We start from the raw sequence: 21142 nt of genomic DNA, 5'->3' as shown, positions 1-21142 counted from the left end.
GATCCGAGGCGGCTCGTGATGCTGGATCGTCAGGTCCGCCGCCAGATGCCCGTGACCTGCATGCCGACGGACTCGACGGCCGACCTCGCCTCGTTCTCCAGGTGCTGGAACGAGAAGGCGTCCACATCGCCCTCCGAATCGATCTGCACCTCCCACGGACCGTCGGTGTCCTCCCGGAAGAGCAGGATCAGCAACCGGCCGCCCGGCACGTCGTTCCTTCGCCGGCCGAGGATCTGATCCCAGTCGTCAGTCAGTCGACCGGTGCGCTCCAGACTCAGCACCGACCGCAGAGCGTTCAGGCGATCCTGGTCCATCCCGCCGGCGAACCGCACGACTACTTCCGACTTGAACATCAGCTCCCTGTCCCGGCTTGATCTCGTCCCCGCCGGGGCCAGGACGCTCGACCGGGAAAGAGTCGTGGAACCCGCCTGAGCCGTCCCGGTGCACGGCGCGTATGAACAGAAGAGGGCTCCGGTCCGACGGACCGGTCACCGCGCAGCAGTGGCGACTGGATCGAGCTGCCCGATCACACGAGGCGACCCTCGCCAGCCGGGCGACCCTGGTCAAGCCGCCCCCGTAGCGCCCGCGTCAGTGCTGGAGCGTCAGGTCCGCCGCCAGACGCCCGTGACCTGCAGACCGACGGATTCGACAGCCGACCTCACCTCGTCCTCCAGGTGCTGGAACGAGGAGACTTCCACACCGTCCTCCGAACTGACCTTCACCTTCCACTTCCACGTACCATCGGAATCGTCGCGGATCAGCAGGATCATCAACCGGCCGCCCGGCACGTCGTCACTGCGATCGCCGAAGATCTCATCCCAGTCGTCGCCCAATCGACCGGTGCGCCGCAGACTCAGCGCCGACCGCAGAGCGTCCAGGCGATCCTGGTTCATCTCGCCGGCGAACCGCACGACAACTTCCGGCTTGAACATCAGCTCCCCTTTCTCGGATTGAGCCGCCAGTCGCTGTCCCGGAAATGAGCTGACACCTTACCCGACGCGCTGTGATCGGGCGGCCCGGCATCCGAGAAGACAGCGGGTACCACGTCGCGCCCCAGGAGCTGGGTCTGCTGCTTTGCCCACTCGAACAGGTGGGGCATGCTCGGATTCACGAATTCTTTCCGTACGAATCCATATTTCGGGTGGTACAGCGACAGGTCGGCCTCGCCACTGGACTGCCGTTCCTCGGCGGCCTTGGCCGCCACCGCGTCCGAGGAGATCTGGACGTCGTAGTCACTCGGGTCGGTATCCAGACCCAGCCTGTGCATGGAGTCGAACGGACGGCGCAGTGGATGCTCCGACTCGCCGCCGCGCCATTCCTGGTATCTCCGCTGCGCCTCGGCGTCAGGGATGTCCTCCAGCTTGGGAAGCTCCTTGTGGGCACCGGAGAAGAAGTGCGCGGAAGATCCCTGGAGCCGAAGGTCCACGGCTTGGGGATCGATGCCGTCCAGTCGCAGCGCCTCGTCCAGCGACGTGCAGAAGTCACCGAACTGCTCGGGGGTCATACCCAGCGGCGCCGTACGCGAGTGCCAGTCGGCGACCGCCTCCGGGGAGATGCCCAGCCATTCGCAGTCGGCCGGGGTGACCCGATAACCGGAGTCGTCGGCGGGCAACAGGTCGCTGACGTCGTCGTAGCTGAGCCGACCGTTCTCACCGGTGGCGGGCGGCTCGTCACCGTGGTCGGACCCGGTGGTCCGGTCGCCACCGTCGTCGTCGGCGGTCCGGTCCGTGGGCTCCGTCCCGGTCTCGTCCCGGGCCGTCCGGTGGTCCTCGACGAGCTGCCGGCGCGCCGACGCGCCCGGGTCGTCGGGGTGCAGGCCGAGATGCCGGTCCAGCGCGTCCAGTTCGGACCGGGCGTGCGCGGCGTGCTCCGGGTCGCGGGCCAGCTCGTGCAGGTAGTCCCGCTCGGCGAGCCGACCGAGGTCGTGCGGGCTCAGGTCACCCCGGGTCGGCAATGGCCCGTCGGGTACGGCACCGGGGCGCAGCACGTTCGGCACGTCCAGGTCGAGCCCGGCGCGGGCCCGTTCGCCGATCGCGTTCAGCTCGGCGACCTCGTGCCGGATCGCGCGGGGCACCGCCAGGTCACCGGCCCGGTCGGAGACCTCGATGCGGTAGCCGCCGTCGGGCGGCGGCAGGTGCCCGTCGGGCAGGTCGTGGCCGGCGCCGTCCACCGGCACCGAGCGCGCGACGGCACCGTCGGGCAGGGTGTCGGCCGGGACCACGTCGAGGTCCACCCGTTCGACCCGGACGGGCGGCGCGTCGGCCAGCGCGGTTCGGGCCAGGTCCCGGACGACCTCGGGTTCCGGCAGTTCCCGGGCGGCACCGTGGAACTCGCCGTCCGGCACGGCGGCGGCCGTGATCGGCCGTCCGTCGGTCGACTCGATGCGGGGGTGCGGGTTGACGACCCCGCCGTCGCTGATCGGCTTGACGCCCTTCCAGTCGCTGCCGAGCAGGGCCTCTTTGCCCACCCACGTCTGGTCACGGCCACTGCGGCCGGCCGCGCCGGCGCGGCTGATCTCCTGCGGCTGCGGATAGTCCGGGGAGCCGAACCGGTGGCGGGCGGCCCGGTCGAGGATGTGCTGACCGGCGTCCCGCTCGTGCCGCATCCGCTCGGGCAGCTGGTCCGGATGGTCGACGCCGTACCGCTCCAGCAGCGGCCCGACGTCCAGTTCCGCCTCGCCCCGCTGCCACCGGGCGAGCTGGTCGAGGTGCTCGTCGATCTGCCGGACGCCGGCCCGCAGCTTGCCCAGTACCGCGTTGGCGCGGTGTTCCGTGTTCGGCGCCCACTCGTAGCCCGCCCGGGCCCAGGCGTACGCGCCCCGGTCGACGGCGTGCACCTCGATGTGGTGGACGCCGGACTCGCGGTACCAGCCCTCCAGGAAGGAGTTCCACCCGTCGGAGAAGCCGCGCCCCTGGGCGCCGTCGGACAGCTTGATCGAGCTGTGCGTGACGTACAGGCTGCCGTCGTGCTCCCGGGCGAACACCCGTACGGTCCGGCCGGCGTGGCCGCCGTTCGCGTCGACCACTTCGAGGCGCAGGACCACCTCGTTGCGGTAGACGCTGATCGGGTGGTTGTGCTCGTCGAAGCGGACCCGGAAGCCGTCGCCGAACTCGCGGCCCTCGATCTGCCGCCCGAACTCGGCTTTGACCTCGCCGGCCCACTTGGCGGCCTCGGCCTCGGTGACCGGGATGAGCTCGTCGAAGGAGGGTCGCCGGCCCTCGTGCTCCCACGGCTTGTCCGTCCAGTGCCCGTCGTGGCTGGGCTCCACCGGGGTCGCGTCGCGCGGCGCCGGATAGCCCGGATCCAGGTCGTGCGGTGCCGGGTCGTGCGGTGCCAGGTGGGAGGTACCGGGGTCGTGCGGCGCCGGGTGTGACGTACCCGGGTCGTGGGGCGCGGAGTGGGACGGCGCCAGGTCGTGCCGGGCGGCCCACGGCGCAGCGGTGTCATGCCCGGCCGTCCGCGGCGCAGCGACGTCGTGCCCGACCGCCCACGACGGGGCGGCGTCGCGCCCGGCGGCCCACGGCGGGGCGGGGTCGTGCGTCGTACGGCCCGGCGGTGCCAGGTCGTGCGGCAGGCGCTGTTGCGGCACCGCGTCGTGCGGGGTGCCGTGACCGGCAGATCCGTGGGTCGGCGGCGCGTCGAGGCGGCCACCGATGACGCCGGTCAGCCGGGAGGTGTCCGGCAGGCCCCAGTCCTGGACCCGCCGGTACACCTCCGGTGGGTCGACCCGGTGACCCAACGCGGCCAGGTCCCGGTCGACGCCGCTGATCTCCCGGCGCAGCCGGGCCTGCTCCTCGGGGCGGCCACCGGCCCAGTCGTGCAGCCGCTGCAGGTGCACCCGCTCGTTGAGCCGCGCCGCCACGTGCGGTTCCACCCGGGGCGTGGCCTCGGGACGGGCCGCCTCCCCGCCGCCGAAGATCCGCCCGAGCGCGGTCATGGCCCGCCGGACCAGCCCGTGCGGCTCGGGACGGGTCTGCGCCGCGTGCTGCATCGCCAGGGTTTCGGTGATCTCGTGCACCCACACCCGGGGGAGCTGGTCCGCGGCCACCCGGTGGTTGACGTACACCAGGTGCGGGTCGTCCGCCGTACCGGCGCGGACGATCGTCTCGGCGAGGTCCCGCATTCCGCCGGCCACCTGGGGCACGAAGTGCCGCTCGCCGCCGTCGGCGAGGGTCACCTTGACGTACGGGCCCTCGGAGTGGACGGCGACGACCCGGCCGTCGGCGAAGTCGGTCGGCAGTGTGCCGTGCGCCGCCCGGTGCAGCTCGCCCAGCGACACGTCGGGCTGGTTCCAGGGGCGGCCGTACGGCACGAAGTCGGTGTCCGCGATGGGGCTGGCGTTGTGCCGCACCTCGTCGACCGGGGTGCGCTCCGGTGCCGGCGCGACCAGGTCGGCCGCCTCGTCGGCGAAGCGGTCCACGACCGCCGCGATCTCCTCGGCCGACTTCGGCTGCACCCGGCCGTTCTCCGCCCGGTCGACCAGGTGCTCGCCGGCCCAGCGGCCCAACTGCTCGGGGCCGCCCCGGCCGGCGAGCGACTGCCGCACGCCGTCCGGGGTGAGCGGCGCGGGCGGCGGCGGGTCGGCCGGGGTGACCGGTGCCGGCCCACCACGTCCGCGTCGCGTACCGGGACCTCGCCGGGACCGGCTCCTCCAGGGCGCGCAGCGCGTCCGGGGTGGGGCGCTCGGCCACCGGGGGCGGCCCGTCGCCGGGCGGGCCGGCGTCGTGCGGCGGGGGCGCCCCGTCGGACGCGTCGGGCAGCCGGAGCTGCTCGCCCACCTCGTCGTGCAGGGTCCGCCACGCCTCGCGCAGCGACTCCTCCACGTGCGGGCCACGCGCCACCGGATCGGCGGGCAGGTGCGACGAGAGCACCACACCGGCCGGCTCGGTCTGCCGCCAGCCGCCGCCCTCGACGGCCTCCATCGGCGGGCGTACCACCACCGAGCGGCCCGGCGGCACCGACTCGTTGACCTGCACCACGACGTCGACCTCGAGGCCGTCGCCGTACCGCACCCGCAGGGTCCGCGCCTGCGGGTCCCAGTCGGCGCGGTGCGGCTGGTCGGCCGGGCCGGCGTCCCGTCCGCGTACGAGTTCGGTCACCTCCCGGTCGAGCACGGCCGCCACGTCCCGGGGCGCGGCCACCGGCCGCTCGGGCACCGGCCCGTCGACCGGCACCAGCCGGGCGGGTTCTACGCCGCGTACGTCCCGCCCGCCGGCCAGCTCTCCCGTTCCCGCCGCAGCCGCAGGATCTTCGTGAACACCGCCGCGTACGTCCGGTCCACCGTCCCGTCCGAGGGAGTGCCCGCCAGAGTGGATTTCTCGATCACCAGGAGGCGGTCCATCTCCGGATGTCCGAAGCGGTACTCCACCTGTGTCTCGGTTTCCCGGGTCTTCCGGAAGTCGACCAGAATTGCCATCGTCGCTGTGCCGTCCCCACTTGATGTCGAGATCCTCGCCGGTCCGCTCCGGCACGATGTCCTGCCAGTTGTGCTGCTCGTTGGCGGCCTCGTGAGCGGTACGGTAGTCCGCCTCGGGATGCTGGCGCATGTAGTTCGACTCGGCCAGCTCGTGTCCGAGCAGGACCAGGTCCTCCGGCAGCGGGTGCCCCTCCCGCAGCCGGATCCACGCCTCGGCGATGTCGGGCGACGCGTCGAACCGCCGCATCTCGATCGTGCCGTCGTAGTCCCGGATCGGGTGGTCCTCGACCATCAGGTGCTGCTTGATCTGGTGGATCTCGGCCGGCGTGAAGGGACCGCCGCCGTCGGGGCGGGGGGTGTCGGCGAGGTTGGCGGCGATCTCGGCGACGTCCGCGTCGTCGGCGCGGAACCGGTCGTACGCCCGGTCCGCCCAGTCGAACGCCCGCACCTCGTCCCGCGGCCGGATCGCCGCACCGGTCGACGCGTCGGGAGCGGGATCGTCCGCGTCCCGCTGCGCAGCCGGCTCGTCCCGCACCGACTCGTCCCGCGCCGACTCGTGCCGGGTCGACTCGTCGCGGGTCGGCTCGTCGCGGGCCGGGAGGTGGTCGTCGGCGTGGCCGGGCGTGGCGTGCTTCGCCATCCGGGGTCCGTCACCGGTGGGGTCGGGGCGGCCGGCGGGTCCCTCGGATCGCGAGGCTCCGCTCTCGAACTCGGTACGCAACTCCCTGAGTCGGCGCTCCAGCGACCCGATGTCGCCGAAGTGCTCCCGCCGCCACGCCTGCGCCGTTACGTCATCACGCTTAACCCTCGCATCCATCCGCGTCCTGCGGTAGTCAGTGCCCGCCAGGTGTTCGCGAATTACGGAGGGGTCCACACCCCGTTCGATGAGACGAATCGTCTCCTGCAGGCGCACGTGATACTCGACGATCGTGTCGTATTTCTTCGACAAGATCCGCTGCGCGTTCTTCATCTCGACCTGCATGCCGTTGGCGCGCTCCCGGACCGCCTCCGTACCCAGGTCGCCATGGAACCGGTCCATCAGCTGCCGCACATGGTCAATCTCGTGCTCTAGATCGAGGAAGCGCATACCGTCGCGGTATCTGATCTCTCGCTCTTCCCGAAGCAGTACCTTGCCATCAAGGCTGTAGACGTGCCGCAGCACCACGTTTGGTCCAGTCGGATCCTCCACCAGCCGGAACCCGTGCTCGTCCAGGAACCGCACCACCTCCGGAAACTCCGGGTGCAGCTCCATCCGCACAGTGCCCTGCCGGATCGACTCCGGCGTGGGCGGCTCGCCGACCTCGGCGCCAGCGCTCCGCATCACCGGCTCGTCCACCGGGGGCGCCTGCTCCGGGCGCGCCCCGGTCGGTTCGTGCGGCGGACGCTCGGGCGGTGGGCCGCCGTCACCGCCATCACGCGCCGCCGGCACCGTGTCCCGCGTACCGGTCTGGTGTTCGGGGCGTCCGGCGGCCCGGTCGGTCGGTGCCGTCCCGGCGTCGCGGGTGGGGTCGGCACCGCGCCGGCTCGCGCCCTCGCCCTCGGCGCGGGGAGCGGCGTCGGCCGGTCGGCCGTCGTGGGGGTGCGTCGGTGCCGGGTCGGCGCCGTCCCGGACGGACCGTTCCGTGCCGCGCGGCGTCTCGCTGCCCGCCGGCACCCGGTCCCCGCCCACCGGCGTGCGGTCGCCGCCGACCCGGCTGCCGCCGGCCGGGCACGGTCGCCGCCGGGTGCCAGGCTGTCGCGCGGTCCGACCCGGTCGCCGCCCACCGACGTCCGCTCACCGCCGGTCCGGGCACCGTCCGCCGTGGTCCGCGCCTCACCAGCCGGAGCGCGGTCCGTCGGCACGCGATCGGCCGCCGCACGATCAGTGGGTACGCGATCCGCCGGCGCACGATCCGCCGGCACACCATCGCTGGGCGCACGGTCCGTCGGCACCCGATCGGTCGGCGCACCATCGGCGGGCGCACGGTCCGTCGGCGCACGATCGGCCGGCGCGCCATCGGTAGGCACGTGATCTGCCGGTCCACGGTCCGCCGGCACGCCATCGGACGGTGCACGATCGGTGGGCGCACGATCCATCGACACGGAGTCGGAGGTGCGTGCGGTCGACGGGCCGGTGCGGTCGCCGGTCGGTGCGCCGTCGCCGGGAACGCGTACCCGTTCGATGGTGCGGGGGTCGGCTCGGCCGACCGGACCGGCTCGCCGGCACGCGTGCTGGTGCCGCCGCCCGACGCGTTCTGCCGAGGGCCCCCACCCCCGCCGCCACCGTCACCGGAGCGGGCCGACGTGCCGCTGCCCGACTCCGCCCGGCTGCCGGCCGGCGGATCGGACCGGGTGCCGCCCATCGACGCCGCGGTGGCCTGCTGAGCCTTCGGGTCGACGTCGAGCTTGCTGAAGTGCTCGTCCCGGGCCTGGGCGATGTCGGGTCGGTCGGCGAGCCCCTCCGGCGCGTGGGCCACGCCGTCCCGGCCCTGGAAGGCGACGTAGCCGTCGCTGGTCAGCAGCAGGCCTTCGTGGTTGTTCGCGCGGGTGGCCAGGACGTTGAAGCCGCCGTCATGGCCGGGCAGCACGTGCACGTCCGCGCCGATCCGGATCGGGCCGAGCCGGGTGTGCGGGAGGCTGAACTTGGCCTGCTCCAGCACGGTCTGGGTGCCGAAGATGACGCCGGCCGCGCCGCCCTGCACGGCGCTGTGCCCGACGGCCTTCCAGTCGATCTTGTTCTGGCCGCCGCTGCCGACGTAGTCGGCGTACTCCTGACCGAGGGCGAGTCCACCACCGGCGGCGGCACCACCGATGGCGTGGCCCAGCGGGCCGCCGAACATGCCGGCGCCGAAGGCCGCGCCCTGGACGACCCCGTCCTTGACCTGCGCCCAGTCGACGCCCTCGGTGCGGTTGCCGGAGAGGATCTGACCGAACTGGCCGAGCAGGTTGCCGCCGCCCATGAAGCCCGCGCCGAAGGCCACCCGGGTGCCGACGTACCCGGCGAACTCACGACCCAGCCCGGCCTCGGCGACCTCCCGGGCGGCGATCTTCGCGAGGGCGTTCTCGCCGACGTCCCGGGCCTCCTTGCCAGCCCACTTGCGCAGCAGTTGCTGGCGGATCTCCTTGGCCAACTGCCGCTGCACCTCGCGGACGGCCTGGTTGCGCAGCGTACCGTTGATCTCCCGGGCGGCGAGCCCGCGCAGTGCCTGCGCGGCCATCCGGTTGGCGACCGCCTTCGAGATGCCGCGCGCGGCGACCGTGCGGGCCGCGCGGCCCAGCGCGGTCTCGGTCATCACCCGGGTCCCGGCCGCGACCACCCGGCCGGCGACGATCCGGGCGATCTGCGGCACCACGGTACGGACGGCGGCCGGGAGCACCCGGCGGGCGACCGCGGCGGGCAGCTTGCCGAACAGACGGGTGATGCTGCGCATCACGATCCGCATCGCGATGGAGGCGATCTTGCCGACGGTCTTCTCGGCGGCCTGGGCGAGCGCGATCCGGGTGCCGGCGAAGAGCCCGGGAGCGGCGCCCAGCGAACCGCCGCCGGTCGGGATGGCGGCGGCGATGAGCATGAAGAGCGAGACGGCGAGCATGATCAGGTTCAGCGCCGCCATGAACTTCATCAGCTCGACCTCGAGCCCGAAGTTCTGCACGCCGCGCTGCATCTGCGCGGCGCTCTCCGCGGTCTGGCGCAACCCTTCGAGGTAGGCGAACCACTGCTCCATGAAGACCTGTGCGGCGCCGTCGCCCGACCAGCTCTCCAGGATGGGGTTGGCCATCTGCATGACGTCGGAGTACGCGTCGTTCAACGCCTGGGCCAGGTCGCCCCACTGGTCGGCGAGGTCGTACGCGCTGTTGGCGCTCGCCAGCGGGATCGGCCCGAGCAGCAGTTCACCGACCCAGCTGCGCGCGCCCGGGATCCACTCCTCGACCTCGGCGAACCAGTCGAGGATGGACGTCATCAACTCGTGGTCGTCACTCACCGCGAGCCCCCGTCACCGGTCGGACCACCGGTCTCGCCCCCGCCACCGTGATCAGGTGACCGCGTTGCCGATGTCGGCGCCGCCCTGCTGGTCGGTGGCGTCGTAGTTCACCATCGCCGTGGCGACGAAGTCACCGATCGCGGTGAGCTTGGTGCCGCAGTAGAGGGCGCTCTCCTTCACCGCCTGGTTGGCCGGCACGGTCGTGTCGTTCGCGGCCGGCACGGCCATGTGGTAGTTGTCGTTCACGAACGGGTCGGTGAACTGGTCCGACGGGAAGGTGTCGCCCCGGCCCTCGTGCTCGTCGATCGCCGACTTGATGCCCTTGAGCTGGGCCGTGAGTTCCATGCCCTTGCTGCGGATGCCGTTGGCGATACTGATGATCTCGCCCGGCGTCGACGTGATCTCGATGTAGTTACTCATCGCCGTCCTCGTTCCGCATCCGGACGTCGGCGTCGTGGCTGCCGACGAAGTTCTCCATGTCGTTGGCGGCGAGCCCGCGCAGGTCACCCGGGAGCGTCGCGCTGAGCAGCTCGCTGCTCTGCCGGCCCGCCTCCTCGACCGCGGCCCGGACGGTCCGCAGGATGCTCGCCGAGAGCGCCTTCGAGTTGGGTTGCCGCAGCACGCGCGGGTCGATGTCGAGTTCGAGCAGGTGACCCCGGGGACCGACCACGGCCTTGATCATGCCGTCCGGCGACCAGGCGGTGCCGGTCACCGACAGCATGCGCTGCTGCAACTTCGGCAGCTCCCTGGTCGCCTTCTGCAGGTCGGCCATCATGCCACGCAGCACGCCCCAGTCCGGCCGTCCCGGTACGTCCGCCATCCCCACGCTCTCAATCCCCGTTGGTTCCTCCGGCCGGCACCGGCAAGCGGTGACCCGGACGGGTCACCGGCTGCCGGCCACCGAACTACATGCCGGACGCGATCTGCTGGTCGATCTGCTGCATCCGCTCCGCCGAGGCACCGAGCTTGACGCCGACGCCGGCCAGCGCCGTCTTGATCTCGGTGGCGCCCTGGTTCCACTTCTGCCGCGCCTCGTCGCAGGCGGTGCCCGCCTGGCCGCTCCAGTCCTGGGCGAAGAGCTGGGTGAACGCCGTGTAGAGGTCGTTCAGCTCCCGGTCCATCAGGCCCTCGAAGGTGCCGATGGCGGTGGCGACGTCGCTGATCTGCCCGAAGTTGTACGTGATGGTCATGTCTCGCCTCTCCGATCTGAACTGCGTGCGGTCAGCCGCGCAGGATGCTGATGACGGAGCTGTCGCCGGTCGACGCGGCGGCGGCCCGGATCTCGTTCGCTGCGTCCTCGTCGTGCACGCCGTACTGCTTGGAGGCGTTGCTCATCTTGCCGGCCAGCTCGTCCAGGGCGTTGATGATCTTCGTGAGACCATCGTTGAGCTGCACGGAGACGTCCTGGAGGGCGTTGTTGGCCGCACCGGCCATGCCGGCGCCGCCGAGCGACTGGATCCGGTCGAGGAGCTGCGCCATGCCGCGCGCGATCCCCTGGCCGGTGTCCTCGCAGCGCTGCGCCATCGCGTTCAGCTGCTCCTGGGTGGCATGGACCTGACCCATGCCGGGAGTCCCTGACAAGTGATTCACCCCGTTTCTCGAAGTCGGCCCGCCCCAGCCGGAACGAACCCGATGAGTCGGCTCGCCCTGACCGTAGCGACAGCGGTCCAGCCGTGCCATGCCGGCCCCGACGGAGCTGTCCGTGCCGTCCCTATTGGACCGAAAACATCGACGGTCGGGGCAGGCTGCGCGCACCATTGTGGCATCCGCCCACTACGCTCTCCACTGCGATCCATCGCCAGCTACGGGGAGGCATCATGGGCGTCGACGGTGACAACGGCCCGTACTCGTCGCAGACCGCCGCGAACACGCACGCACCCTGGGTCGAGGGCGGCACGCCGCTCGACGTCGACCTGGCCGGGCTGCGGGACTACGCCAAGCACATGGCGGACCAGCAGCGGGACCTGATGTCGCGCACCACCCACCTGTCCCACCTGTTCAAGATGCCGGGCGAGGCCTACAACGGCGAGGTGCTCGGCGAGGCCGCCTACCTCCGCTCCCAACTGCAGGCCAACGCCTCCGAGCTGAGCGCCTACCTGAACAACCTCGGGCAGACCCTGTTCAACATCGGCTCGGCGGCCCAGACCATCGCCGACATCTACGGCTCCGGCGACGCGACGGGCGCCGCCGACCTCGCCGACGTGCTGTTCGCCTTCGGCGACAAGAGCGTTCCCCGCCCCGACGGCCTGCCCCCCTACCTCGGGCAGACCTACCAGGAGGCGTTGCTGGCCAACGCGGCCAAGACCGCCCCGCCGCCGGAGACCAGCGCCGAATGGCAGAAGCCCGAGCAGACGTCGACCTCGCCGTACCAGACGACGCTGACGTCCAAGGGCCCGAACGGCCTGGTGCGGGAGACGGTCACCACGAACGTGCCGGGCAGCGGCGTCAGCATCGTCACCACGACGATCTACGACAGCAAGGGCAAGGTGGTGAACACCACCACCAGCCGCACCACCACGACGTACGACTACGCGACGAACTCGCAGGTCCAGACCGTCGAGAGTGGAAACAGCACGACCAGGACCACCACGCAGTACGGCAAGGACGGCTCGATCGTCAACTCCGAGAGCGCGAGCACCACCTCCACCAACGGTCACGAGACGCCGACCGGGCGCCGGGTCGTCACCGTCGACCCGCAGACCGGCGAGCGCGTCGAGACGACGTACGTGGTGCGGGACGGCAAGGAGGTCGTGTCGGACCGGGTGGTCATCGGCCGCGCGACCAAGGGCGAGACGGGCTACGAGGAGCCGATCGCCAACAAATACGACCCGATGTCCCCGACGAACGGCTGAGCCGATGTCCGACTACTGGGGCGCGAAGGCGGACCCGAACTACGGGTACAGCCCGTACAGCGGTCAGCTGCACTACGGCCAGTACCAACTGTCGTCCGCGCCGTTCACCTCGAAGGCCGGCGACGGCAACTCCACCACCATCGAGATCATCAAGACCCGGATCCACAACATGCATCCGGAGCTGATCTCCGCGCTCGCCGACCAGTGGCTGAACGCCTGGACCGTGCTGGACAACATCCGCAGCTACGTGCTGAAGGAGAGCAACCTCCTGCGGGACAAGAGCTGGGACTCACCCAAGGCCCGGGACGCCTTCCTGCAGAAGGGGCCGGGCGAGGCGCTGGCCTACCTCGACGTCTGGATGGACGCGGCGCAGAAGAACGTCACCGCGCTGCGTCACCTGGTCACCATCGCCCAGGACGCCCGCCGCGACATTGACGCCCTCGTGGCGGAGTACGAGCAGAAGCTCAAGGACGCGCAGGACGTCGACCTGGCCGGCCAGCTCAGCGAGTGGTTCGACACCGACCGCTACTGGATGACGACGTGGGGCGACGCCGAGAAGTACCAGATCCAGCAGCAGGTCCAGGAGGTCCAGCAGGCCTACCAGAAGAAGGCCCAGGAACTGGCGTACAAGATCGGCAACCAGCACTACGAGTACGTGAGCATGCTCAGCGGTGGGGTCGGGCCGCCGTACAAGCCGATGGACGCGGTGCTCAACACCCCGGGCAACCCGCCGATGCCGGTCCTGCCGGGCCTGCCCGGCGGTGGTCCGGGTGGGGCCCCGCCACCGCCGGCACCCCCGGCGCCCGCACCCGCTCCGCCGCCTGCGCTGCCCCCACCGGCCAACCCGAACAACCTGAAGGGGCCGAACGCAGCCCCGGTGCCGGTGCCCCAGGTGAACACCGCGCTGCCCCCGAAGCCTGCGCTGCCCCCGAACCCGGCCCTGCCCCCGAACCCGGCCCTGCCCCCGAACCCGGCCCTGCAGCCGAGCCCGGTGCTGCCGCCGAACCCGGCCCTGTTCGCGCCGCTGCCCGCACCGCCGCCGTTCCTGTCGAAGGGGGCCCGACCGGCCTGCCCGGCGGCGCGCCGAAGGGTGCGCCCGGCCTGCCGCCCGGCACGCCGAAGGGTGCGCCCGGCGTGCCGGGCGGCCAGTCGCAGCCTTCGAACCCCGGCCAGTTGACCAAGAACTCGTTCGCCAAGGGCGGCGGTGCCGGTCAGCCGCCCGGCATGAGCCAGCCACCCGGCCGGACCCTGCGGCGTCCGCCCACCCCGGGCGGCGACGGTGAGCACGGCGGTCGCGGCGTCCAGCGCCCCGGCGGGGGCGAGCCGTCCCGCTCCGCCCCGCCCCAGCAGGGTCGCCCCGGCGACCGCCGGCGGGCGGACCGCCCCGGCTTCGGCGAACGGACCCCGGGGCGCCGGTCGACGCCGAGGAGGCGTTCGGCCGCCCGTCGGGGAACCTCACCCCACCGGTGCTGAAGAACCCCACCGGTGACCGTGGCCGGATCCGGCTCGGCAGCGCCGGGGAACTGCCGCCCGGCATGCGCCCCGGCGGGGACCCCGGTGAGCTGTTGCGCCGGGACGGCACGGCTCCGCCCGTACCAACCGGCCCGGCCGGCCGGACGGGTCCCTGCCGCCGGCCACCCGCGGCCGCCCCGACCGGCGGGCCGCCGAACGCGACCGCGACCGGAAGGCGCCCACGGGCGCCGAGTGGATCGGCGCCGACGACGCCCGCGCCGAGGCCGGCTCGTCGGTGCTGGACGCGCCCACCCTGCCGCCCGGCGGTAGCCGGGTGTCCGGGCTGGAGGAGATCCCGCAGGGGCTGCGCAGCCGCGCCGCCACCCGGTCCACCGGCCCCGCCCGCGCGGCGCGGCCCGGCACCGTCTCCCCCGAGCTCAGCAAGCGGCGCACCAGCGACGAGCGACGCGAGCAGCAGGTCGACGACGAGGCCCGCGGCGTGGTCACCGACGAGCAGGCGTTCGAGGTGCAGACCCCGGGCGGCGGCGTGGTGACCAGCAAGCGCGACGAGCCGGTGTACGAGCCGGAGGTCCGTCGGGTCCTCGGCGGCGACCGGTAACGTGCGGACCGAGGTGGTGATGTCATGAAGATCGGCAACCCCGCGAACTACTATGTCCGGGTCTGGGCTCGCAGTTGGGACGAGGAGCCCGAGCAAGCTGCGCTGTACGAGGGCATCTACTCCTTCGATCTCAACGAGGTCGTGTCGGTGTCGTTCGTGCCTGCGGTGACCACCCCGCGTCCCTGGTCGCTGGACGACCTTCCGGGGGACATCTCCGAGTTCACGACGAGCGAGCAGGTGCGGGTCTACGAGTTGCTCGGCACGGAGTACTCGGTGACCCCCGACGAGACCCGCGCCGGGACCGAGGAACAGTTCGACTGGCCGTACGACTGGGACGCACCCCTCCCACCGCCGCACCCGACGGTCTTCTACGTGACGCCGGAGGAGTTCGCCCGGCTGAGCGCCGACCTCGAGGCGCTGTCGGACATCGCCGGAAAGCTGCACTCCTTCGTCCGACGTGAGGAGGTCGTCGACCACGAGGTCGTCCGTTTCATCGAACGCCGCATCTTGGACTCGCCGCTGCTGGCTCCGGCCAGCGCCCGAGCGATCGGCCGATGACCGAGTAGGTGCTCCGGTGAAGATCGGGAATCCGGCGAACTACTACGTCCGGGTCCGCGCCCGCAGCTGGGACGAGGACCCCGAGCAGGCCGCGCTGTACGCGGGCATGTACGCCTTCGACCTCAACCAGCTCGTCCGGGTGTCGTTCGTGCCGGTGGTGACCGCACCTCGGCCCTGGTCGCTGGACCACCTACCGGCCGACATCACCGAGTTCACCACCCCGCAGCAGGCGCGGGTCCACGAGTTGCTCCTCACCGACTACTCCGTCACGCCCGACGACGAGCGGGCGGGGACGGCCGAGCAGTTCGACTGGCCGTTCGACTGGACAGATCCCGCGACCCGGCCGCGGCCCACCGTCTTCTACGCGACCTCTGACGAGTTCGACCGCCTGAGCGCCGACCTTGAGAAGCTTTCGGACTTTGCCGGTGAGTTGCACTCCTTGGTACAACGGTCGGAAGTGCTGGACCACGAGGTCGTGCGGTTCATCGAACGTCGCATCCTCGACTCCGGGCTGCTGACCCCGGACAGTGCCAACTCGATCGGCCGATGAAGAGCGCGATCCGGTGAAGATCGGGACCCCCGCGAACTACTACGTCCGGGTCCGGGCCCGCAGCTGGGACGAGGAGCCCGAGCAGGCCGCACTGTACGAGGGCATGTACTCCTTCGACCTCAATCAGCTGGTGTGGGTGTCGTTCGTGCCGGCGGTGACCATCCCGCGCCCCTGGTCGCTGGGCGACCTTCCGGGGGACATCTCCGAGTTCACGACGAGCGAGCAGGTGCGGGTCTACGAGTTGCTCGGCACTGCGTACTCGGTGACCCCCGACGAGACCCGCGCCGGGACCGAGGAACAGTTCGACTGGCCGTACGACTGGGACGCACCCCTCCCACCGCCGCACCCGACGGTCTTCTACGTGACGCCGGAGGAGTTCGACCGCCTGAGCGCCGACCTCGATGCACTGTCGGAGATCGCCGGCAACGTGCACTCCGTCGTGCGACGGTCCGAGGTCCTGGACCACGAGGTCGTGCGTTTCATCGAACGTCGCATCCTCGACTCCCCGCTGTTCAGCCCACCCAACGCCCGCTCCATCGGCCGCTGAGCCCCGGCAGCCGGTCCCGGACCGTGCGGCTCGGCCCCGGACAGGAAAAAGGCCCGTCACCGAGTGACGGGCCTTTTCCGTTGGTGGGCGATACTGGGTTTGAACCAGTGACCTCTTCCGTGTCAAGGAAGCGCGCTCCCACTGCGCCAATCGCCCGTGGGCCGTCCGGTGCGGACACCGGCGGTGGTCGGCCCCGCGACGGGGGCCGGATCGCGAGCGGACGACGGGATTCGAACCCGCGACCCTCACCTTGGCAAGGTGATGCGCTACCAGCTGCGCTACGTCCGCGTGCCGCCGGCTGTTCGTCGGCGACGGGAGAACTGTACCCGATGCCAAGATCGCCGCGACGCCGGGCCCCGGGTAGCGGAGCGCCGGTGGCCCGCGGCCGACGTGTGGTGGCGACCTCGACCCCGAGGCACCGGTGCGACGGTCGCCACGAAGGGGTGATTGTGCAGGTCATCGACGGGGTACTGACTCTCGCGACAGCACACCCCATCCCCCTGAAGGAGGCTGTCGTGGGAATCGGCACCAGCATCTTCCTGATCGCGGTCGGCGCGATCCTCACCTTCGCGCTCAATGCCAGCGTCGGCGGGGTCAACCTCGACGTCGTGGGCTGGATCCTGATGGCGGCCGGCGTGCTCGGCCTCATCATGACCACCCTGGTCTGGGGCCGCCGCCGCCAGGTCGTCACCACCACCGAGCCGGTCGAGTACCGCCGGGTCGAGGAGCGTCGGGACGTCGCCCCGCCGCTCTGAGTGAGCCGGGGCCGGTGGAGCTGATCGGTCGCGGAGTCACCCGTACGCCGAGAGGGCGTCGGCCGACGCGGGCCGGCGCCCTTCGTGCGGGTGTGCGATGAGAAGCAGAACGGCCCGTCACCGGTTAGGTGACGGGCCGTTTTGCTCGTTCCGCTGGTGGGCGATACTGGGTTTGAACCAGTGACCTCTTCCGTGTCAAGGAAGCGCGCTCCCACTGCGCCAATCGCCCTCGTCATTGCGAGGTGGAGACGGGATTTGAACCCGTGTACACGGCTTTGCAGGCCGTTGCCTCGCCTCTCGGCCACTCCACCGAGGTTGCCCCCGACATGCGTGGCGGCATCTCCGAGCGGACGACGGGATTCGAACCCGCGACCCTCACCTTGGCAAGGTGATGCGCTACCAGCTGCGCTACGTCCGCACGTCTCCGGTGTTTCCCGGTGACGGATGAGAACTTTAGCCGAGCCCGGGAAGGGTTGCCAACTCGGGGTCCGGTCGGCGCGTCGCCGGAGGTGCCGGACGCCACCCTCGCCCAGAGCTTCCTAGGAGACTGGTGAGCAGGTCAGCGGGGCTGGTGGACCGACCCCGGTCGATGGGACACGCGCGAAGATTGGTGTCCGTGTTCCGACTTGTCTGATCGTCGACGGGCCGTCTCGGTAACTATCTGTGCTCGCGTCGATGGGTTACGGTAGCGAAGTGACGAGACGTGCCGCCGAGATCCGCCTGGATGCCCTGCTGCGCACGGCCTGTGACGTGATCGTGGAACGGGGCCTGGCCAACACCCGGACGGCCGACGTGGCGGAGGCGGCCGGGGTCAGCCAGGCGCTGGTCTTCTACCACTTCGCTACCAAGGACCGCCTGCTCGCGCAGGCCTTCGCGTACGCCGCCGAGCAGGACCTGGCCCGCCTCGACGCGGTGATGCGCTCCCCCGCCCCGCCGCTGGCCAAGCTGCGCCGGATGCTCCGGCTGTACGCCCCGGCCGGCCGGTCGACCTCCTGGTCCATGTGGATCGACGGCTGGTCCGAGTCGCTGCGCACGCCGGAGCTGGAGAAGGTCTCCCGTCGGCTCGACCTGCGCTGGCGGCAGGACCTGGCCACGGTGATCTCCGAGGGGGTGGCCGACGGCACCTTCGACTGCGCCGACCCGGCCGGCGCGGCGTGGCGGATCAACGCCGTGATGGACGGGCTCGCCGTCCAGCTCGCGGTGCACGAGCGGGTGCTCACCCGGCGGCAGATCGGCGAGTGGATCCGCCTGGTCGCCGCCCGTGAACTCGGCCTGGAGCCGCACCAGCTGGACTGATCGCCGGCGCCGGCCGGCCGCGTCGCGGGGGGTGCGGCGGCCGGCCGACGCGGCTCCAGGGACACGGCACCGTCGCGGAAGGCGCGGGCGGGGCCGGTCAGCCGGCGTACGGTCGCGGGGTGGCCGCCGGGCCACGGCGCCGGCGCTCCCGCAGCCGACGCAGGGCCGGCGGGTGGACGTTGGCCCGGCCGAGGTCGCCGTCGTAGTGGGCGAGCACCCGGTCGTCCATCACCCGTCGCCAGAGCGGCGGCACCAGCGCGGCGACCACCATGGTGGCGTAGCCGGCGGGCAGCCGCGGCGACGAGTCGAAGCTGCGCAGGGTCTGGTAGCGGCGCAGCGGGTTGGCGTGGTGGTCGCTGTGCCGCTGCAGCTGGAAGAGGAAGACGTTGGTGACCGTACGGTCGCTGTTCCAGCTGTGCCGGGGGTCGACCTTCTCGTAGCGGCCGGCGGCGGTGCGCTGCCGGGCCAGCCCGTAGTGCTCCAGGTAGTTGACCACTTCCAGCAGGGAGAAGCCGACCACCGCCTGGAGCGCCAGGAAGAGCAGCACCCCGGGCCCGAAGGCGACCGTCAGCAGCCCGAAGAGCAGCACGGTCATCGCCCAGGCGTTGAGGACGTCGTTGCGCCACGTCCACGGGCTGCGGCCGCGCAGCCGGAACCGGCTGCTCTCCAGCCGCCAGGCCGAGCGCAGGCTGCCCGAGACGGTACGCGGCCAGAACGCCCAGAAGCTCTCCCCGAGCCGGGAGCTGGCCGGATCCTCCGGGGTGGCGACCCGGGTGTGGTGGCCCCGGTTGTGCTCGACGTGGAAGTGCCCGTAGGCGGTGGGCGCGAGGGCGATCTTGGAGAGCCAGCGTTCCGCCGTCTCGCGCTTGTGACCGAGTTCGTGGGCGGTGTTGATGGCGATGCCGTTGACCACCCCGACCGTGGCGACCAGGCCGGCGGCGCCGAGCCAGGAGAGGCGGCCACCGGCCCAGACGGCGCAGCAGAGCACGAGTGCGGCGTACTGGGCAGGGAGATAGAGGTAGGTCAGCCAGCGGTAGTAGCCGTCGGCCGCGAGGCGGGGCACCGCCTCCTCCGGGGGATTGCTCCGGTCGTCGCCGATGAGCAGGTCGACCACCGGAATGGCGCCGAAGACCACCAGCGGGGTGAGCCACCAGGCCCAGGTGCCGCCGGTGGCGTGCCACCCCCACCAGCCGAGGAAGGGCAGCACCGGGACGAGCAGCGCGAGCGGCCAGAGCGGTTTGCGGGGGTCGCGCCAGGTGCGGGACGGGAGGGTCGGTGCGGTGCCGCTGGTCATCGTCAGCCTCCGATGCGGTCGGAACACCTCAGACTGTGGCAGCCGTCACTCTATTTTACAAGAGCCGTGTTTTTGTAAAGCGCCGGAGAGCGGAAGAGGGGCCGGGAGAACCACCCTCCCGGCCCCGCACACCCCGGTCAGCGGCGTGCCGGTCGCCACCGCCCCGGTCGGGCGCGGCGCTCGAACGGTCGACCCGACACCTCGTCGTCGGCCGGCCGCATCAGCTGCCGCAACCGCAGCAGCAGACCCGCCCCGAGGAAGAGCAGCAGACCACCGAGCAGGAACGCCGCCTGCACCACGCCGAAGCCGGCGGACTGCGCCGCCGGTCGACCGGCCGCCCCCGGCGGCAGCTCCGCCACCGCCTCGTCACTCGGCACGGCGTCGGCGGGATCCTCGGCGGAGGGCTCCTCGGTCGGCGTCCCGGACGGCTCGGCGCTGCTCGACGACGGTGACGGCGTCGGCTCGCTCGGCGTCGCCCCGCCGTCCGGTCCGACCACACCCCGGGTCGCCGTCTGCCGGGCGAGCAGCCGCAGGTTCTGGTCGTACGCCTCGGCGGCGAAACTCACCCGCCCCTGCGTGACCTCCTCGGCGAAGGCCACCCGGTAGCGGGCCGTCACGGTCCGACCCGGGCAGAGGGTGCCCGGGTCCAACTGCCGGTCGGTCAACCGGGCCACGTCCCCCTCGGTCCGGATCTCCAACGGGAACTCCCCGGAATCCTCCACCCGGTCCATCTTCACCTGGTCCAGCCGCAACCCGCGCACCCGGACCACCATCGACCAGCGCACCTTGACGCAGTCCCCACCGTCCTGCCGGGACACCACGGCGGACAGGGTCTCCACCCGGTCGCCCGCGGTGAACTCGTCCGGCAGGCCGCTCAGCTCGGTGGAGAAGGCCGCCGCCCGCGCCGGCCCGGCGACGCCCAGACCCGCCCCGGACAGACAGGCCAGCACCACCCCGATCCGCAGCGCGTACCGCCACACCCGCACCACCGCCTCGCCCTCCCGTCGGTCGCGTCCACCTGGCAACGCTATGGGCGGCCCCGGCAAGCCGGTAGACGGGCGTGTTCGCACGCACCGCGAAGGACGGGGGACGAAATCACCGACAGTGGTGAACCGGTCACGGTCGCCCCGCGACACGCCGGGCACCGGGTCCCGGGCAGAATCAGCGGGGTGTCCGATCTCTCCGCGGCCTTCGTCCGGCTGCACGCCCGGCTCGCGCCGGTCCCGTTCGTCCCCGAGGTGCGGCTGCACCAGGCCGACGAACCGATCGGCCTGTGGGAGCTGACCGAGGGCGAGTTCCGCAGCTCCCAGCCGCCACCGTTCTGGGCCTTCGCCTGGGCGGGCGGCCAGGGGCTCGCCCGCTACGTCACCGACCACCCCGAGCTGGTCGCCGGCCGCCGGGTCCTCGACCTGGCCGCCGGCTCCGGCCTGGTCGCCATCGCCGCCGCGCGGGCCGGCGCCGCCGCCGTCCGCGCCGTCGAGGTCGACGAGCGGGCCGTCGCGGCCGTCGCGCTCAACGCCGAGGCCAACGGGGTACGCGTCGACGCCGAACTCGGCGACATCCTCGACGCCGACGCCGGCGGCGCCGAGGTGGTGGTCGCCGGGGACGTCTTCTACAGCGAGGCGATGGCGAAGCGGATGCTGCGCTTCCTGCTCCGGGCCGCCCGGTCCGGCGCGCGGGTGCTCGTCGGCGACCCCGGCCGTGCCTTCCTGCCCCGCGAACGCTTCCACGAACTGGCCGCCTACGACGTCCCGGTGCCGGAGGCGCTGGAGAGCGTACGGGTGAAGCGCACCACCGTGTGGGAGCTGGACCCGAGGCCGCCGGGAGCCGCCCGCTAGCGT

Annotated in this window: 21 protein-coding genes and 5 tRNA genes; 10 read left to right on the top strand and 16 right to left on the bottom strand. The window is 72.1% G+C overall.

Going from position 1 to position 21142, the window contains the following annotated elements; all coding sequences use genetic code 11:
• Window positions 1-29: 29 nt before the first annotated feature.
• From MRQ36_RS21730 to MRQ36_RS21715, 4 genes are all read right to left on the bottom strand, one after another.
• The gene (locus tag MRQ36_RS21730; RefSeq protein WP_242798151.1) at window positions 30-353 is read right to left on the bottom strand and encodes a hypothetical protein; all 324 of its coding nucleotides are present in this window, start codon (window positions 351-353) and stop codon (window positions 30-32) included.
• A gap of 249 nt (window positions 354-602) precedes the next feature.
• Window positions 603-932, bottom strand: a complete 330-nt coding sequence (locus MRQ36_RS21725; protein WP_242798149.1) for a hypothetical protein — start codon at window positions 930-932, stop codon at window positions 603-605.
• On the bottom strand, window positions 932-4546 hold the full coding sequence (locus tag MRQ36_RS21720; RefSeq protein ID WP_242798147.1) for a hypothetical protein: 3615 nt from the start codon (window positions 4544-4546) through the stop codon (window positions 932-934). The genes MRQ36_RS21725 and MRQ36_RS21720 overlap by 1 nt, the downstream gene beginning before the upstream one ends.
• A 642-nt stretch (window positions 4547-5188) precedes the next feature.
• Window positions 5189-5416 carry a hypothetical protein gene (locus MRQ36_RS21715; RefSeq protein WP_242798144.1) on the bottom strand — a complete coding sequence of 76 codons (228 nt, stop codon included), beginning with the start codon at window positions 5414-5416 and terminating at the stop codon, window positions 5189-5191.
• A gap of 7 nt (window positions 5417-5423) precedes the next feature.
• On the opposite strand from MRQ36_RS21715, the gene MRQ36_RS21710 reads away from it, so the two are divergent.
• Window positions 5424-6488 carry a hypothetical protein gene (locus MRQ36_RS21710; RefSeq protein WP_242798142.1) on the top strand — a complete coding sequence of 355 codons (1065 nt, stop codon included), beginning with the start codon at window positions 5424-5426 and terminating at the stop codon, window positions 6486-6488.
• Window positions 6489-6828: 340 nt separating this feature from the next.
• On the opposite strand, the gene MRQ36_RS21705 is transcribed toward MRQ36_RS21710, so the two are convergent.
• The 5 genes from MRQ36_RS21705 to MRQ36_RS21685 all read right to left on the bottom strand — a co-directional run bounded on the left by MRQ36_RS21705 (window position 6829) and on the right by MRQ36_RS21685 (window position 10941).
• Window positions 6829-9378 carry a hypothetical protein gene (locus MRQ36_RS21705; protein WP_242798140.1) on the bottom strand — a complete coding sequence of 850 codons (2550 nt, stop codon included), beginning with the start codon at window positions 9376-9378 and terminating at the stop codon, window positions 6829-6831.
• Window positions 9379-9429: 51 nt separating this feature from the next.
• The gene (locus MRQ36_RS21700) at window positions 9430-9798 is read right to left on the bottom strand and encodes a hypothetical protein (RefSeq protein WP_242798138.1); all 369 of its coding nucleotides are present in this window, start codon (window positions 9796-9798) and stop codon (window positions 9430-9432) included.
• Window positions 9791-10198: a YbaB/EbfC family nucleoid-associated protein gene (locus tag MRQ36_RS21695; RefSeq protein WP_242798136.1), complete on the bottom strand. Its 408-nt coding sequence runs from the start codon at window positions 10196-10198 to the stop codon at window positions 9791-9793. The genes MRQ36_RS21700 and MRQ36_RS21695 overlap by 8 nt, the downstream gene beginning before the upstream one ends.
• Window positions 10199-10283: 85 nt before the next feature.
• On the bottom strand, window positions 10284-10568 hold the full coding sequence (locus MRQ36_RS21690; protein ID WP_242798134.1) for a WXG100 family type VII secretion target: 285 nt from the start codon (window positions 10566-10568) through the stop codon (window positions 10284-10286).
• Between the two features lie 31 nt (window positions 10569-10599).
• Window positions 10600-10941, bottom strand: coding sequence for a WXG100 family type VII secretion target (locus MRQ36_RS21685; RefSeq protein WP_242798132.1), 342 nt, complete (start codon window positions 10939-10941; stop codon window positions 10600-10602).
• A gap of 254 nt (window positions 10942-11195) precedes the next feature.
• Between MRQ36_RS21685 and MRQ36_RS21680 the strand changes: the two genes are divergently transcribed.
• From MRQ36_RS21680 to MRQ36_RS21655, 6 genes are all read left to right on the top strand, one after another.
• Entirely contained in the window at window positions 11196-12230 is a 1035-nt protein-coding gene (locus MRQ36_RS21680; protein WP_242798130.1) for a hypothetical protein, read from the top strand.
• Between the two features lie 4 nt (window positions 12231-12234).
• Complete coding sequence (locus MRQ36_RS21675; RefSeq protein ID WP_242798128.1) at window positions 12235-13407, top strand: hypothetical protein; 1173 nt, start codon at window positions 12235-12237, stop codon at window positions 13405-13407.
• A 570-nt stretch (window positions 13408-13977) separates the two neighbouring features.
• The gene (locus MRQ36_RS21670; protein WP_242798126.1) at window positions 13978-14301 is read left to right on the top strand and encodes a hypothetical protein; all 324 of its coding nucleotides are present in this window, start codon (window positions 13978-13980) and stop codon (window positions 14299-14301) included.
• Between the two features lie 24 nt (window positions 14302-14325).
• Window positions 14326-14859: a hypothetical protein gene (locus MRQ36_RS21665; RefSeq protein ID WP_242798124.1), complete on the top strand. Its 534-nt coding sequence runs from the start codon at window positions 14326-14328 to the stop codon at window positions 14857-14859.
• Between the two features lie 16 nt (window positions 14860-14875).
• Window positions 14876-15409, top strand: a complete 534-nt coding sequence (locus MRQ36_RS21660; RefSeq protein WP_242798122.1) for a hypothetical protein — start codon at window positions 14876-14878, stop codon at window positions 15407-15409.
• Window positions 15410-15422: 13 nt separating this feature from the next.
• The gene (locus MRQ36_RS21655) at window positions 15423-15956 is read left to right on the top strand and encodes a hypothetical protein (RefSeq protein ID WP_242798121.1); all 534 of its coding nucleotides are present in this window, start codon (window positions 15423-15425) and stop codon (window positions 15954-15956) included.
• An 81-nt stretch (window positions 15957-16037) separates the two neighbouring features.
• Here MRQ36_RS21655 and MRQ36_RS21650 read toward each other — a convergent pair.
• A tRNA-Val gene (locus tag MRQ36_RS21650) sits at window positions 16038-16112 on the bottom strand.
• Window positions 16113-16171: 59 nt separating this feature from the next.
• Window positions 16172-16244: transfer RNA gene (locus MRQ36_RS21645), tRNA-Gly, on the bottom strand.
• A gap of 227 nt (window positions 16245-16471) precedes the next feature.
• Here MRQ36_RS21645 and MRQ36_RS34020 point away from each other — a divergent pair.
• On the top strand, window positions 16472-16711 hold the full coding sequence (locus MRQ36_RS34020; RefSeq protein ID WP_242798120.1) for a DUF6458 family protein: 240 nt from the start codon (window positions 16472-16474) through the stop codon (window positions 16709-16711).
• A gap of 154 nt (window positions 16712-16865) precedes the next feature.
• Here the strand turns inward: MRQ36_RS34020 and MRQ36_RS21635 are convergent.
• The 3 genes from MRQ36_RS21635 to MRQ36_RS21625 all read right to left on the bottom strand — a co-directional run bounded on the left by MRQ36_RS21635 (window position 16866) and on the right by MRQ36_RS21625 (window position 17129).
• A tRNA-Val gene (locus tag MRQ36_RS21635) sits at window positions 16866-16940 on the bottom strand.
• Window positions 16941-16951: 11 nt separating this feature from the next.
• A tRNA-Cys gene (locus tag MRQ36_RS21630) sits at window positions 16952-17022 on the bottom strand.
• A 34-nt stretch (window positions 17023-17056) separates the two neighbouring features.
• A tRNA-Gly gene (locus MRQ36_RS21625) sits at window positions 17057-17129 on the bottom strand.
• Between the two features lie 275 nt (window positions 17130-17404).
• Between MRQ36_RS21625 and MRQ36_RS21620 the strand changes: the two genes are divergently transcribed.
• On the top strand, window positions 17405-18007 hold the full coding sequence (locus MRQ36_RS21620; protein ID WP_242798119.1) for a TetR/AcrR family transcriptional regulator: 603 nt from the start codon (window positions 17405-17407) through the stop codon (window positions 18005-18007).
• 97 nt (window positions 18008-18104) lie between these two features.
• On the opposite strand, the gene MRQ36_RS21615 is transcribed toward MRQ36_RS21620, so the two are convergent.
• Both MRQ36_RS21615 and MRQ36_RS21610 read right to left on the bottom strand, forming a co-directional pair.
• Window positions 18105-19301, bottom strand: coding sequence for an alkane 1-monooxygenase (locus tag MRQ36_RS21615; RefSeq protein WP_242798118.1), 1197 nt, complete (start codon window positions 19299-19301; stop codon window positions 18105-18107).
• Window positions 19302-19438: 137 nt separating this feature from the next.
• Window positions 19439-20290: a hypothetical protein gene (locus MRQ36_RS21610; RefSeq protein WP_242798117.1), complete on the bottom strand. Its 852-nt coding sequence runs from the start codon at window positions 20288-20290 to the stop codon at window positions 19439-19441.
• A gap of 180 nt (window positions 20291-20470) precedes the next feature.
• On the opposite strand from MRQ36_RS21610, the gene MRQ36_RS21605 reads away from it, so the two are divergent.
• Window positions 20471-21139: a methyltransferase gene (locus MRQ36_RS21605; protein ID WP_242798116.1), complete on the top strand. Its 669-nt coding sequence runs from the start codon at window positions 20471-20473 to the stop codon at window positions 21137-21139.
• Window positions 21140-21142: the final 3 nt, after the last annotated feature.

Origin of the sequence: Micromonospora sp. R77, assembly GCF_022747945.1 — a bacterium.
Classification (GTDB): domain Bacteria; phylum Actinomycetota; class Actinomycetes; order Mycobacteriales; family Micromonosporaceae; genus Micromonospora.
This window is presented reverse-complemented; position numbering and strand designations above follow the sequence as displayed.